Genomic DNA, 14,038 nt, shown 5'->3' with positions numbered 1-14,038 from the left:
TTATGGAGTATAACCATGAGCCAAGATAGACTACTTTCTGCAGACAATAATGCCGACAGTAATGATGAAGTTCTTCAATGGGTAACTTATAAGTTAGAAGACGAAACGTATGGTATTAATGTAATGCAAGTGCAGGAAGTGCTGCGTTATACAGAAATTGCACCAGTACCAGGTGCACCAAGCTATGTTCTTGGTATTATCAATCTGCGTGGTAATGTTGTTACTGTTATTGATACTCGCGCACGCTTTGGTTTGATGAGTGCTGAAGTGACAGACAACTCTAGGATTGTCATCATCGAAGCTGAAAAGCAAGTGATTGGTATTCTTGTTGATAGTGTTGCTGAAGTTGTTTACTTACGCAGCTCAGAAATTGACAGTGCACCAAACATTGGTACTGAAGAAAGTGCTAAGTTCATCCAAGGCGTTTCGAACCGTGAGGGTGAGCTACTTATTCTTGTTGATCTGAATAAGTTACTTAGCGATGATGAGTGGGATGAGTTGAGTCACATATAAGTGCTAGCTGTCGTTCAAGAAAATCTTGCTTTTATTGTAGTTACTATTACCTCAGGCATCCTTTTTTTAATATGTCTGGGGTTTATTTTTGGATTGCAAAAAAAGTTAGAACAAAATCATAAAAATCAAAAGTTTTTAAAACAGCAACTCGAAGAATCGAATGCTCAAACTGAGATACTTCGCAGTGAAATAGCGGAGTTAAGATCGGGTTTAATGAGCATAGGCAAGCGTTTATTGGCTTGCGAAAATTTTGCGAAAGATTTAGCCCAGCAGCAAGCTGCACAAAAATACGATGATCCAGATGCAAAAATTTATTCTCGAGCGGTTAAAATGATTGAATTAGGTGCCGATCTCGAAGAGATAATGCGAGAGTGTGAAATACCTCGAGCAGAAGCAGAGTTACTTCTTTCATTGCACCAGAAGCAATCTTAAATATAAGCGCTGAGTTCTTACCTTGGCGCTTTTTTTCAAGCCTTTATATTCAACTTCTTATTAAAACCTTCCCAGCCAGGTGGAAACTTTCCTCTTAAAACATAAGAAAAAGCAATTAACTCGGCGATGACATAATAGAGCTCTTTAGGGATCTCTTGGTGTAACTCAAGTTGATTTAATGTCGACGCCAATTCGGCATCTTCGTGGATCATAATACCTTTTTCTTTCGCTAGCATGATGATCTCATCGGCTAAGTCACCAAACCCTTTACAGACAACCTCAGGTGACTTGCCTGCTTCATATAGCAAGCCAATAGCTGATTTTTTTTCCATTTTCTCTCCACCTAAACCTGAATATTGACAATAGCATGCTGAGTAAAAAACAAATCAGCTTTTTCACTGTCCTCAGTTAACTCTATGTCATCCACTTGAAGACCATGAGCACTTAATTTCCTTCTCAAAGTATCAAGGTGCGGCGCAGCTATTGCACATACCTGAGAGGAGTTTCCAGTTAATTGGCATTCTAATGATTTATCCATGAGTTCAGCTTGCACTGAGAGTTTCCCAGTAGCAGCGAAGTCGAAATTTAATCGGATATACCAAACCGTTTTATCAGGTAAATTGCCTTTTGCTGGTTTTTTATAATTGCCTATTTGTAAATGTGTCTGTTTGCAGTTGTCAGGGAGCTTTGTTGGTAAAAACAAACTGACTAATAGTTGGGTATCACTACTTTGGTTTTGATTTTGGTTGATGTTTGCTGACTGAACCATATTTTGTTGCAAACTATTATTGAGTTGCACGAGTTCACTCATTAAAGATGAGTTTAAATTGGGTATTTGTTGCTGAAGTTGGCCGATATTCTGTGCTTTAAAATTGGGTTGTAGGGTTTTTAAAAGAGCATCTAATTTCGCTTGAGTTGAACTATCGTTATTTTCATCCTGCATCATCTTTGGCGCAGATAGAAACGTGAGCAGCAACTTTTCAACGTTATTCAGTAAACTACTACTTTGTAGGTTTGCATTTATATTGCTTTGAGTCGCAGCGCTTGCAATTGGTTTTGGTAAGTTAAGCTCATTGGCAATTTGCGCTGAAGAGTGCTGTTTCTCATCTATCATTCTAGAAAAAGCTTGATGCACCAATCGTGTAAGGTCTGGTGACTTTTCATCCTTAAAGCGAGAGAGTTTATTAATCAGTTCTGAGCTTACTTCCGGCACCAACTTTTTGGCTTTATCTATTTGTTGCTCAGATATAAATGGCTTAATCAAAAGTTTCTCAAGGCTACCTGAAGGCACATAATGATGCTTTATGATTGATAATACATTTTGACTAGCAAGCTTAACTTGGTTTGAGTCGTTCATTATTTCAGATTGGGGGCTGAGACTTTGTTGTATAGCATTAGTATTTTTCGTAACGATTTTATTTTGTTGTGTTATCGGCCCCATACTGTTTTTCATTGAACTTTGAGTATCTGAAGCAGCACCACTTTTAACATCATTTTGTTCTTTTCCTGTCTTATGTAGTTGCGAGAGTACACTTTGTAGGTTTGATGAAGTATAAGCCGTAGAGCGAGTTTTTATTTCGTTAATAGCAGTTTTTGGTGTTTGTAATTGCTCACTTATATTTGCGCTTTTATTTCCTAGAAAGGGGGAGGTTAGCCCTTTTTCAGAGTTAACTTCGTTGCTTAAAGATGTTCTTTGAATTGCCTCTTTAGATATAAACCTTTCTTGCGTAGCAATTTGAGCTTTGATGGGGTCTATTTCAGCCTTCACCTGGTTGGCTTTTGACTGCTGTAATGATGACTCTTGCTTGGGTGATTGCATTGACTCAGCTGGAAGCTTATTAGGATCACTTACACTTGATGTCATAGACGCTTTAGGCGTTCCTTTCAAATTTTCCTGAGAAAAGAGTAAGCTTGTTAAAAGGTGCTCAGGTACTTTAAGTGGTGTCGTAATCGTAAATTGAGGTGTATAAGCTATTGTTTGTCTGATCTGAGAAAATAACTGCACAATAGGTTCTGATTTTAAGTTTTTGGTTTCTGGATAAATGAGCGCTTGAAAAGCGGGTGTATTGTTCAAGGTAGGTAATTTATTCACAACAGCCGCGATATTCACATTTGAAGAAACAGTGTTTTTACTGTTTTTCTCACCGATCAACATAAAAGGCGCTGCAATAAGATTTTGTAATGCAGTTCGTACTGCTTGCTTTACGTCTTTAAATGAAACATTCAGTAAAGGCTTGTCATAATTTAACCCTGATTTGAGAGGGGCCTCGTTTGTTGGTCTTTCCAACTTTGTAGCCTGTGTAAGCATTGACTTAGCTGAATGCTTTAATTGAATAGCATATTGTTTCGACTTTTCACTAATTTCAAGGCCATGCATGGTGGAAGTAGGTGTTGCAGCCCGCCAGCTTTTGTCTTGGATGTTTGCTGAAAGCAGTTCTACATTTCTGAGTGATAAAGCGGCTTTGGTGACAGGGTGTTGAATTTTTGGCGCTTTCTCAGAAAAGTTAAGCATCATAGAGGGAAAGCTATTTGTCAGGCTCTGTGTAATTTTATTCTTGGCGATTGGTTGTTTGAGCAGTTGTTCTCCAAAGCGATCATTTATCGTGAGTAATACCTGTGCAGTATTGGCATTTAACTTTGCAATTAATTTAGGCTCTGCGGCAAGTATTTTTGCAAGACTTGGATTGATTGCTAGATTTACATCAAGCTTAGGAAGTTGAAGGCTTGCGGGTGTGGTTTTTATTTCAGCGTGTGTCGTGATATTTGGGCCAATTGAATCTCCTTTTAAAAAGTTCAACAGAGAGAGTAATTGGTCAGTAGCCTTGATATGTACACCTTGTTTTGGGGTTTGTAATGTTAACTTTAACCCCGTTTCATCGAGTTTAACAATTGCTTCTGGTAATTCGAGTTTTTGACTTTGAGGCTCTATTGCAAGGCGAACCGTTTGCCAGCGTCCATTTATTTCGATGTCCATACTGATAGAATCAGATTTTATCGAAATGTTTTTGGCTAAGAACGATTGCTCAATCGAGTTATGCAAAGCGCGCTTGTTTGCTTCGCTTAAAGTTGAGATAGACTCAGATGAGACCGAGTTCAGGTTTATAATTGGCAATTCATTCATTATTTTAAATCAAATTTTCAGTAATCGGTCGCAAAGCTCTGTTCGTATTACCATACCATTATGGTAGACTATCGCCCAATTTTACGCACCGAGAATACTAATTTGCTAGAGGTTAAATCTGTCACTTGCGTCAAGCAAGAACGCTGTTTATTTGAAGCGCTTAGCTTTACACTCGGATCTGGCAAGATTATGCAAATTGAAGGCCCAAATGGTGCGGGGAAAACCTCTTTATTGAGGATTTTGTCAGGCTTTGCTCAACCAGAAGAGGGTGAAGTACTGTTCGAGCAGCGCTCAATTAATGATTATTACGATGAATTTGCTGCTGAGTTATTGTTCATTGGGCATAAAACGGGTGTAAACACTCAACTTACAGCATTTGAAAATGTCTGTCATTGGTTGCGTGTTCACGGTTATAACGATGAAAGTCAGGTTTATAACTTATTAGGTAAGTTAGGCTTAGTGGGTCTAGAAGATGTACCTGTCAGAACACTATCAGCAGGCCAGCAACGCCGAGTTGCACTGGTTAGACTTTGGCTTAACAGCGCAAAGCTGTGGATTTTAGATGAGCCTTTTACAGCCCTAGATAAAAAAGGCGTTGCCATGTTGCAGTGCCGCTTTAATGAGCATCTCGAGCAAGGCGGTTCAATTTTATTAACAACACACCAAGACCTCACGCAGCATTTTGAACAATTACAAACTTTAGTGCTGGAGTATCGACACTAATGCAAGTAAATCATTCTTATTGGCAGCTTTTTAAAGCTGTATACAGCAAAGATGTCACTTTAGCATTTAGACAACGTGCTGAAATAGTAAACCCGTTATTGTTTTTCCTCATCGTCATTACGTTGTTTCCTCTAGCAATAGGTCCTGAGCCTGGGTTATTAGCTCGCATGGCGCCAGGTATTATTTGGGTCGCAGCGTTACTGTCTACCATGCTAGGCCTTGATAAGTTATTCAGAGATGATTATCACGATGGTTCATTAGAGCAAATGATTGCCTCGCCCTATCCGTTGTCTTTGTGCGTGTTAGCGAAAGTCTTTGCGCATTGGACCATCACCGGTTTACCTATGGTTCTAATGGCACCCATGTTTGCACTTTTGATGAACCTTGAGTCTCAGGCGCTCGGTGCAACCATTTTAACCTTATTAATCGGAACTCCATTGTTAAGCTTTATCGGTGCCATTGGCGCTGGTTTAACAGTGGGCTTACAAAAAGGAGGTATTCTAATGAGTTTACTTGTTTTACCTCTTTATATTCCTGTCCTAATTTTTGCAACCTCAGCCATTGATACCAGCAGTATGTCGCTGGCATATGGCGGACAGCTTGCAATCTTGGGTGCGATGTTAGCAGTTGCCTGCATTGCCGCACCTTTGGCCATATCGTCAGCATTAAGAGTGAGTGTAAGTTAACATGTGGAAATGGTTACATCCCTACGCTAAAGCAGATCGTGCATACCAGTTGTGTAACACCTTACTGCCGTATTTTGCCGTAATTACCGTTGTCTGTTTAGTTGTTGGTTGGGTCTGGGGCTTAGCGTTTGCGCCAGCTGATTACCAACAAAAAGACAGCTACAGGATCATCTTTATTCATGTGCCTTCAGCCATTTTGTCTATGGGCGCGTATTCTTCAATGGCGATTGCTGCAATTGTGGCGCTCGTCTGGCAGTTGAGAAATGCTGAGTTGGCTGTAATTGCGATTGCGCCTGTAGGGGCTGCAATGACTGCAATTGCTCTCATCACCGGTGCTGCATGGGGTAAGCCTATGTGGGGAGCATGGTGGGTGTGGGATGCACGCTTAACCTCAGAGCTCATTCTTTTATTTTTATATCTAGGGGTTTTATCGCTCTATCATGCGTTTGAAGATAAAAAGGCGGCGGGTAAAGCGGCTTGTATCTTAGCGATTGTAGGTGTGATCAATTTACCTATTATTCATTTCTCAGTTGAGTGGTGGAACACGTTACATCAAGGTGCAACCATCACTAAGTTTGATACGTCGGCAATTGACCCTAGCATGTTGTGGCCTTTATTTATCAACATCGCAGGCTTTGCTGGTTTTGTGGGTGTGATTACACTGATTCGCTTAAAAAATGAAATTCTTCAGCGTGAAAAACACCGTCCTTGGGTACGCAGTTTAGTAAGTCGAGGTTAACAATGCAGTTCGAATCTTTTAGTGACTTTATAGCTATGGGTGGCTACGGCTTCTTTGTGTGGCTTTCATATGGTTCTTGTGCCGCTATTCTGGCTGGTATTCTACTTAGTTCTCTTAACGGTGGTAAGAAACTAAAAAAAGAAGTAAAAGCGCAAATGTTGCGTGAAGAGCGTATTAAGAAAGCAAAAGAGGAGGCGCAAGCATGAACCCTAGACGTAAAAAGCGCATGTTTGCTGTGTTAGGCATTATCTTTGGTCTTGGCTCAGCGATTGGCTTAACTTTATACGCATTACAAGAAAACATTAATTTGTTCTATACCCCGTCAGAGCTCATAAATGGTAAGGGTGAAAACTATGAAATGCCATTTGTAGGTCAAAAGTTACGAATTGGCGGCATGGTTGTACCAGGCTCAGTAAAGCGCGATGAAACTTCGTTAGATGTTGAGTTTAAGCTCATTGATACCGGCCCGATGGTGACTATTCGCTATCATGGTATTTTGCCAGATCTGTTTCGTGAAGGTCAGGGTATTGTCGCACAAGGTACTTTAATTGAGCCTGATGTGATTGAGGCCTTTGAAGTTTTAGCCAAGCATGATGAAGAATATATGCCTGCTGAAATTGCAGAAGCCGTTAAAGGTATCAAACACGAAAAACCAAAATATAATTTAAATAACGAGAATTAGTATGATCCCAGAAATTGGTTATTTCTCGCTTGTACTAGCAATGGGCTTAAGCCTGTTGCTATGTATTTTTCCTTTATGGGGCGCTTACACCGGTAATCTTAGGTTAATGCGAGCAGCGCCTTCTTTGGCTGTTGGTCAGTGTCTTTTTGTCCTATTTTCTTTCGCAATTTTAATTTATGTCACGCTGACGGATGATTTTACCGTCGCGTATGTGGCACATCATTCAAGCACAACTTTACCTTGGTATTATAAGGTTACGTCGACTTGGGGTGGCCATGAAGGTGCTATTCTACTTTGGCTAGTAATGCAGTCATCTTGGACTGCATTAGTTGCGCTTATGTCAAACTCGTTACCTTGGGTTTTACGTGCTCGCGTACTTGGCGTTCTGGGTTTCTTGGGTGTTGGTTTTATGCTTTATACCTTATGGATGTCGAGCCCATTTGAGCGTTTACTGCCTTATTACCCCGTAGAAGGGCGTGATTTAAATCCGCTTCTACAAGACCCTGGTATGATCATTCACCCGCCATTGCTTTATATGGGCTATGTGGGCCTGTCTGTATCTTTTGCGTTTGCAATTGCGGCATTACTAACAGGCAAGCTTGATAATACTTGGGCTAAATGGTCTCGCCCATGGACTATGGTTGCGTGGGGTTTCTTAACATTAGGTATCACTATCGGTAGTTGGTGGGCGTATGCTGAACTCGGCTGGGGCGGATGGTGGTTCTGGGATCCAGTTGAAAACGCTTCACTGATGCCATGGCTCGTTGCCACTGCGTTGCTTCACTCTTTAGCAGTGACTGAGAAACGCGGCGTGTTTAAATCTTGGACGGTATTACTTGCGATTACTGCGTTTAGTTTATGTTTGCTGGGTACCTTTATTGTTCGTTCAGGGATCATTGTCTCAGTGCATGCCTTCGCGACTGATCCAGACCGAGGACTATATATCCTGTCGTTCTTAGGCGTTGTGGTTGGCGGCAGCTTAGCGTTATATGCAATGCGCGTTTCTGAAGTTTATAGTGAGGGACGCTATAAGTTTGCTTCTCGAGAAGTGACTCTTTGGGCAAATAATATATTTTTAGTTGTTGCAACCCTCATTGTGCTACTGGGCACTTTGTTGCCTATGATCCATAAAGAGTTAGGCTTGGGCACAATTTCAATTGGTGTGCCTTTCTTTAATCAAATGTTCTCTATTTTGGTCGTTCCTTTTGCTTTATTACTAGGCATTGCACCTATGATGCGTTGGAAGCAAAACCAATTACCACCTATGGTAAAAAAATGGGGAGGCATGTTGATCTTAGCTCTGGCGCTGACGGCATTGTGGTTATTACCTAACTATGAATATGTTGCGCCGATGACGTTTATTGCAACGGCGCTTGCAGTGTGGATCACGTTAGGCACATTGTTAGATATCTTTGATAAAGCGTCAGCACAAGACAGTTTCTCTAATGGTTTAAAGCGTTTAGGGTTAAGTTATTGGGCAATGGTGCTTGGCCATATTGGTATTGCATTTGTGATAGCCAGTGTGACACTCACATCAGCGTATTCAGTTGAACGTTCAGTCAGTATGAAACCAGGTGACGTGGCACAGCTAAACGAATACAGCTATCGATTCGATGGTGTAAAGGAAATCCGTGGTCCTAACTACAGTGGTCATGCGGGTGTGGTAACAGTGTTGAAAGACGATAAATTCATCGTTGAGTTATATGCTGAAAAACGCCTATATGATATCGGCATGCAATTTATGACAGAAGCCGCGATTGATGATGGTTTCTTCAGAGATTTATATCTAGCACTTGGTGAGCAACTGAGTGAAGGTGCATGGTCGTTACGTATTTATCACAAACCTTACGTTCGCTGGATGTGGCTAGGTGGTATCTTAATTTCACTTGCCGGCTTCATGGTTGTGGCAGATAAGCGTTACCGTAGAAGAAAGGTAAAGGGAGCTATAGCATGAATAAAAAGCTATTAGGGTTTATTCCTTTTTTAATCTTTATCTTCTTGTGCGTTTTCTTATACCAAGGCTTGTTTGGTAACCCAAGAGAATTACAAACAGGTCGTATAGGTCAAACGATGCCAAGCTTTGTTTTACCTGATTTAATGGATGAATCAAAACAGTGGCGTGATACAGACCTAAAAGGTGACGTATATTTACTGAATGTGTGGGGCACTTGGTGCCCGACCTGTATCGCTGAATTGGGTTATCTTACTGAGCTGAGGGAGCGAGGAGTACGCATTATTGGTTTGTATTATGAGCAAGCTTATGATCCAGACTTTGGCGATCAATTTGATATTAATGCACTGCGTAATGAAGTGCAGAATATGCTTGATAGAGCTGGTAACCCATATCAATTCAATATTTTAGACCTAGACCGCACACTGGCACTTGATTTAGGCGTCTCAGGTGCGCCGGAAACTTTCCTTGTTGATGCCAATGGTACGATTTTATTGCACCACACAGGAGATATAAACCCTCGAGTTTGGCGTGCTAAGTTTGCACCTGTGATGCAGGAGTTATCAGAATGAGAATCTTAACTGTGTTATTTCTGAGTATTTTAAGCTTTTCAGCTTATAGTGCCCAAGATGAATATGAGTTTGCGAATGCTGAGCGTGCAGCAACCTTCAAGGCCCTTACGCAAGAGCTTCGTTGCCCGAAATGTCAAAACCAGAATATCGCTGATTCAGATGCGATTGTTGCAAAGGACTTACGTGACAAGGTACTAGTGCTAGTTAATGAAGGAAAATCAAAGCAAGAAGTCATTGATTACATGATTGACCGTTATGGTTACTTCGTTCACTACCAACCGCCGGTTACACCTGCAACCATTGTACTTTGGGTATTACCAGTATTAATTGTGATCATTGGTTTTGGCTTTATTGTCTTTCGACAAAAGAAGGCGTCAAAGAAACAAAAGTGGAATGCGCAAGACGAAGAAAAGCTCGCGCAACTGATCAAGCAGTACCAACGTCAGGAGCATAATTCATGAGCGCAATGACGCAAATGTGGGGCATGTTTGCTCTATTATCAATTCTTGCCGCTTTATTTGTTGTGGTGCCATTTTTACGACGTGAAAAGGTCATCGCGGTTGATTCTGATGCCAATGCAGAGCGTATTGCCATTTATCAACAGCGCCTAGATGATTTAGAGCAAGAGTTTGCGGATAAAAAAATCGAGCAAACTGCGTACAACGAATCAATTGTTGAATTAAAGCGCCGCTTGCTTAATGAGTTATCTCCTGAGAAACAACTTAATGCTCGAGGCAACAACCGCATATTCGCGCTAACCGGCTTGGCTTTTTTAGTTGCTGTGAGTGCGGTATTTTATGGCTTTACAGGCAGTCAAAAACAAATAGAAGACTGGTATACCGCCATCGATAGGTTGCCAGAATTTGGTGAGCGTGCGGTTTTACAGCAAGGCGAACCATTGTCTCAAAATGAACTTCAAGCATTTGCTTTAGGCCTTCGCACAAAGCTGGCAGAAAGTGGCGATGATGCCGTTGCTTGGATGCTGTTAGGCCGTGTTGCTATGTCACTGGGTGATAATGATATGGCCAAGCAAGCTTTTGAAAAAGCACTGGTTATGCAACCTGATAATAACAATGTATTGGTGAACTTCAGCCAAGTGTTATTAATTGAAGGTACAGAGCCAAGCATGAATCGCGCAGCGAGAATGCTATCAAAAGTTTTACAGTCTGATCCAAGTAATATGGATGCGATTTCGCTATTGGCGTTAATCGCATATGAGCGTCAAGACTGGGAAGAAGCGAAAGCCGCATTTGAAGTACTGCAATCTTCTATGACCCAAGATGACCCCCGTTATGCCATGATTTCAGAGCGTATTCATGATATCGAACATAAAATTAATCCTGATGCACACGCACATGAAGAAAATCAGCCTCCTGCAGGTGCGTCGTTGACGGTATCTGTGTCGTTAAATGAATCTATAGCAAGTCAGTTACCTGACAATGCGACGCTGTTTATTTTTGCTAAAGCCCATAATGGCCCGCCAATGCCATTGGCTGTGAACAAATTAAAACAATTTCAATTTCCGATTACTGTTACACTTGATGACAGCATGGCTATGATGCCTGATTTGAAGCTTTCTAATTTTGAAAAAGTTGAGATCACTGCCCGAGTTTCAAGTGATGAAGCTGTAACGGTACAGACGGGCGACTTAGAAGGTCAATCAGACGTGATAGCCTTAGATAATGCGCCTTCAATTGTGCGTGTTGAGATCAGTCGTGTAATAACCAGCACAGGAAGCTAAATGTTAAAACCTATATTATCTGCGTTTGCTGCACTCATTATTTCTGGGTGTGCAACAGTTGCCCCTGAAAAAGTTGATGAGAGAGATCCGCTTCAAAGTATCAACAGAACAGTGTATGACTTCAATATGGATGTACTTGATGCATATATTTTGAAGCCTGTCGCCGAAGGATACCTAGCCGTAACCAATGATCCGGTTAGAAAAAGTGTCTATGCGTTTACTACTAATATTGCAGCTCCCACTGATGCGGTTAACTCATTATTGCAGGGAAAACCAAAAGATACAGGCATTAATACTGCGCGGTTCTTGGTGAATTCAACGGTCGGTATTTTTGGTCTCTTTGATGTTGCAAGCTCATTAGGCTTAAAGCATAAAGATGAAGACTTTGGTCAGACCTTAGGTGTATGGGGCGTTGGTGATGGGGCTTATTTGATGTTGCCAGGCTATGGACCTTCTACTGCTAGAAACATCACAGGTGATGTAGTCGATAACTTCGTGTTGCCAGAGTTGGCTTTATCAACACCACAAAGCCTATTGGTATTTGCTGTGAGGGCGATAGATACACGTGCGAGCCTTTTGTCACAAGAAAAGTTGCTTCGTGAGTCACTTGACCCGTATGTGTTCATGAAAGATATTTACTTCCAGCGTCAACTTTATGAGCTTTATGATGGTAACCCACCAATCAAAGAAGAAGAAGTTGAAGATTTTGATGAAGACTTCTTAGAGAATCTTTAAGCGCGCAAGCATACTTAATAGAAAGCCAAGTCGTTGACTTGGCTTTTTTTATCTAACTCTAAGAGTTAAAAACGCCAGTTGAGGTTAAGCCAAGCAGTTAACCCAGCTTCGTTCACTCTGCTGGTTTGCTCATAGCCATTGACAGCCGCACCTGCACGACTAAAGTGCTCGCTGTAGGCTTTGTCGAGTAAATTATCTATTCCAAAACTCCAGTCTATGTTTTGATTTTGACTGTAGTTAGCATTCATTGACAGCACACCGTAACCGGCGGACTCTGAAACGTCTTGACCTGCGATATTACCCTGACCAACAGCAACACGATGTTGCTTTTGTACAATACGCCAGAGCATGCCAAGCTGCCAATCTTTTAGAGCATAATCAAGAGTAAAACGAGCCTGTAAAGCAGGTTGTTGCGCCAATGGTTTATGATCAGTTAGATTTGTAGCCCTTACCCAACTGATACTTGCACCGGTTGATAATGACTTCGTCAGTGAATATTTGCTGTCTAACTCAAAACCAAAGCTCTCAGAGTCCACGTTACGCGTTACTTTTGCCGGTTTGCCCATTTTCTCAAACGTATTGTCGACGAGAATAAAATCATCGGTTTGATTGTAGAAAACAGAAGCTGAGCTTTGCCAATTATCAGTTTGGTGAACTAAGCCTAAATCGAATTGACTTGTGGCTTCATGCTTTGTGTTAAAAGCACTTGTCGTCTTTTCGCTGCTTCGACCCGCACCTAGTAATTCCCAGTAATCTGGAAATCGCTCTACATAACCGAAGCCAGCAAAGTAACTGGTATTTTCGGTTTGTGCTTGAAATCTTGTGAACCCACTATACAAAGATGACTTTCGGGTCTGAAAAGCGGTAGGGTTAGGGGACATCATCATCATTGAACCGACCATTTTACGCTCATCAGTTGCTTGCCACCTGTCTACGCGCAAGCCCGATACCCATTGTTTGTTTTCCTCTGGACTAAATTCGTATTCAGCAAACACGCCAAACTGCTCAAAATGTCCGTCGGTAGTACGCGTTTGATTGTCAATTGGCATCATATTGATATTCATCGACATACGATTTGTATGTTCATTACTTTGATGGTCAACGCCAATGCTAAACTTGCTCGTTTTATTGTACTCACCGTGTGCTAAAAACTTCCCGCCGTAAGTTGTTCTGTCAGGGTTCATCGCTCTAGGCATTTTGTTCATTGGTGTTGCAACGAAATCACGTAATGAGAAGTTGTCCATAATATGATCGACATAATTGTAAAAAACTTGTCCTTCAATGCGTTTAATGACGGTGCCTTCAAGTAACCAATCTAATTTAATTGCACTATGAGTTCTATCAAATAAACTTCCGTCCATTGCTCTATCTGCATAAGCAACTTCGCCATCACTACGCCCAAGTGAAAGGCTAATAATCTTATCGTCACTTGGTGTGTAAGCGAACTCTAAATCGGTATTCCACTTCTCGTACGCTGAATGTACATGCGTGCCATTGCCATCCTTATAATTGTCCGCTTTGTTATAGCTGGCTGATATATTGGCAAAGTAGTTTTGATCTCCAAATTTAAGCTTGGAATTAATACCGCGACGCCCCGCATTGGCAAGCACTAGGTTGCTAAAACCCTCTACACCAGCTTTATCCATTCTGTAACTATCACGCTCAAATAATACGGTCGCAGCGCTGTTACCTGGTCCATATAATACTGTTTGTGGACCTTTTATTACGGTAAGAGTGTCGTAGGTTTGTGGCGTAATATAAGCCGTTGGAGGGTCCATACGATTTCCACATCCACCCAAGGTGAGGTTGCCATCGGTTAGAATATTCAAGCGCGAACCTGCTTGACCTCTAAAGACTGGATCTGAGCTTGCAGCCCCTTTTTTGATTAATGAAAAGCCACTGATACTTGAGAGTAAATCTGACGCATCTTGAGCAGGCAAGGGCTGCCTTGGCAATTTAGGATCGGTTTTTATATTAAGTGGTGTTTGCATTGGTGCTATGACAACGATTTTTTCTATGTCATCAGCTACAGCATAACCACTTAATACGGTACAGATAAGTCCACTTAGAATTGATTTTTTCATTTAAAAGCCCAGAGATTTAAAGAGTTGTGGGCAGTGTATAGATTTTTATTTGAAGAGGG

15 protein-coding genes are annotated in these 14,038 nt (G+C 41.4%); 12 read left to right on the top strand and 3 right to left on the bottom strand.

The annotated features are described in order from the left end of the window. Window positions 1–15 precede the first annotated feature (15 nt). Complete coding sequence (locus AC1HJP_RS08750) at window positions 16–513, top strand: chemotaxis protein CheW (RefSeq protein WP_138483340.1); 498 nt, start codon at window positions 16–18, stop codon at window positions 511–513. Continuing rightward, entirely contained in the window at window positions 514–945 is a 432-nt protein-coding gene (locus AC1HJP_RS08745; protein ID WP_058029217.1) for a DUF2802 domain-containing protein, read from the top strand. Between the two features lie 35 nt (window positions 946–980). On the opposite strand, the gene AC1HJP_RS08740 is transcribed toward AC1HJP_RS08745, so the two are convergent. Continuing rightward, window positions 981–1,277 (bottom strand): EscU/YscU/HrcU family type III secretion system export apparatus switch protein, encoded by a 297-nt coding sequence (locus tag AC1HJP_RS08740; RefSeq protein WP_480361477.1) that lies wholly within the window; start codon window positions 1,275–1,277, stop codon window positions 981–983. 11 nt (window positions 1,278–1,288) lie between these two features. Next, a complete protein-coding gene (fliK, locus tag AC1HJP_RS08735) occupies window positions 1,289–4,066 on the bottom strand; it encodes a flagellar hook-length control protein FliK (RefSeq protein ID WP_480361476.1) in 2,778 nt (925 codons plus the stop codon). Between the two features lie 102 nt (window positions 4,067–4,168). Here fliK and ccmA point away from each other — a divergent pair, with 102 nt between their 5' ends. The 10 genes from ccmA to AC1HJP_RS08685 are packed head-to-tail and all read left to right on the top strand — an operon-like array spanning window position 4,169 to window position 11,895. Then, complete coding sequence (gene ccmA, locus AC1HJP_RS08730) at window positions 4,169–4,789, top strand: cytochrome c biogenesis heme-transporting ATPase CcmA (protein ID WP_480361540.1); 621 nt, start codon at window positions 4,169–4,171, stop codon at window positions 4,787–4,789. Next, window positions 4,789–5,475 carry a heme exporter protein CcmB gene (gene ccmB, locus AC1HJP_RS08725; protein ID WP_138559509.1) on the top strand — a complete coding sequence of 229 codons (687 nt, stop codon included), beginning with the start codon at window positions 4,789–4,791 and terminating at the stop codon, window positions 5,473–5,475. Before ccmA ends, ccmB begins: the two co-directional genes overlap by 1 nt. A 1-nt stretch (window position 5,476) precedes the next feature. Next, the gene (locus tag AC1HJP_RS08720; RefSeq protein ID WP_138483332.1) at window positions 5,477–6,214 is read left to right on the top strand and encodes a heme ABC transporter permease; all 738 of its coding nucleotides are present in this window, start codon (window positions 5,477–5,479) and stop codon (window positions 6,212–6,214) included. Window positions 6,215–6,216: 2 nt separating this feature from the next. Then, complete coding sequence (gene ccmD, locus AC1HJP_RS08715) at window positions 6,217–6,420, top strand: heme exporter protein CcmD (RefSeq protein ID WP_480361475.1); 204 nt, start codon at window positions 6,217–6,219, stop codon at window positions 6,418–6,420. After that, window positions 6,417–6,896 carry a cytochrome c maturation protein CcmE gene (gene ccmE, locus AC1HJP_RS08710; protein ID WP_058029223.1) on the top strand — a complete coding sequence of 160 codons (480 nt, stop codon included), beginning with the start codon at window positions 6,417–6,419 and terminating at the stop codon, window positions 6,894–6,896. The genes ccmD and ccmE overlap by 4 nt, the downstream gene beginning before the upstream one ends. 1 nt (window position 6,897) lies before the next feature. Continuing rightward, window positions 6,898–8,850: a heme lyase CcmF/NrfE family subunit gene (locus tag AC1HJP_RS08705; RefSeq protein ID WP_480361474.1), complete on the top strand. Its 1,953-nt coding sequence runs from the start codon at window positions 6,898–6,900 to the stop codon at window positions 8,848–8,850. After that, window positions 8,847–9,419 carry a DsbE family thiol:disulfide interchange protein gene (locus AC1HJP_RS08700; protein ID WP_138483324.1) on the top strand — a complete coding sequence of 191 codons (573 nt, stop codon included), beginning with the start codon at window positions 8,847–8,849 and terminating at the stop codon, window positions 9,417–9,419. Before AC1HJP_RS08705 ends, AC1HJP_RS08700 begins: the two co-directional genes overlap by 4 nt. Further along, on the top strand, window positions 9,416–9,880 hold the full coding sequence (locus AC1HJP_RS08695; protein WP_480361473.1) for a cytochrome c-type biogenesis protein: 465 nt from the start codon (window positions 9,416–9,418) through the stop codon (window positions 9,878–9,880). The genes AC1HJP_RS08700 and AC1HJP_RS08695 overlap by 4 nt, the downstream gene beginning before the upstream one ends. 5 nt (window positions 9,881–9,885) lie before the next feature. Then, complete coding sequence (gene ccmI, locus AC1HJP_RS08690) at window positions 9,886–11,160, top strand: c-type cytochrome biogenesis protein CcmI (RefSeq protein WP_480361539.1); 1,275 nt, start codon at window positions 9,886–9,888, stop codon at window positions 11,158–11,160. Beyond that, entirely contained in the window at window positions 11,161–11,895 is a 735-nt protein-coding gene (locus AC1HJP_RS08685; RefSeq protein WP_480361472.1) for an MlaA family lipoprotein, read from the top strand. Between the two features lie 65 nt (window positions 11,896–11,960). Here AC1HJP_RS08685 and AC1HJP_RS08680 read toward each other — a convergent pair whose 3' ends face one another. Beyond that, window positions 11,961–13,979, bottom strand: coding sequence for a TonB-dependent copper receptor (locus tag AC1HJP_RS08680; protein ID WP_480361471.1), 2,019 nt, complete (start codon window positions 13,977–13,979; stop codon window positions 11,961–11,963). Window positions 13,980–14,038 lie beyond the last annotated feature (59 nt).

This window comes from Pseudoalteromonas sp. NFXS53 (assembly GCF_056629255.1).
Note: the sequence above shows the minus strand (reverse complement) of the source record. Positions and strands in the feature narration are given on the sequence as shown.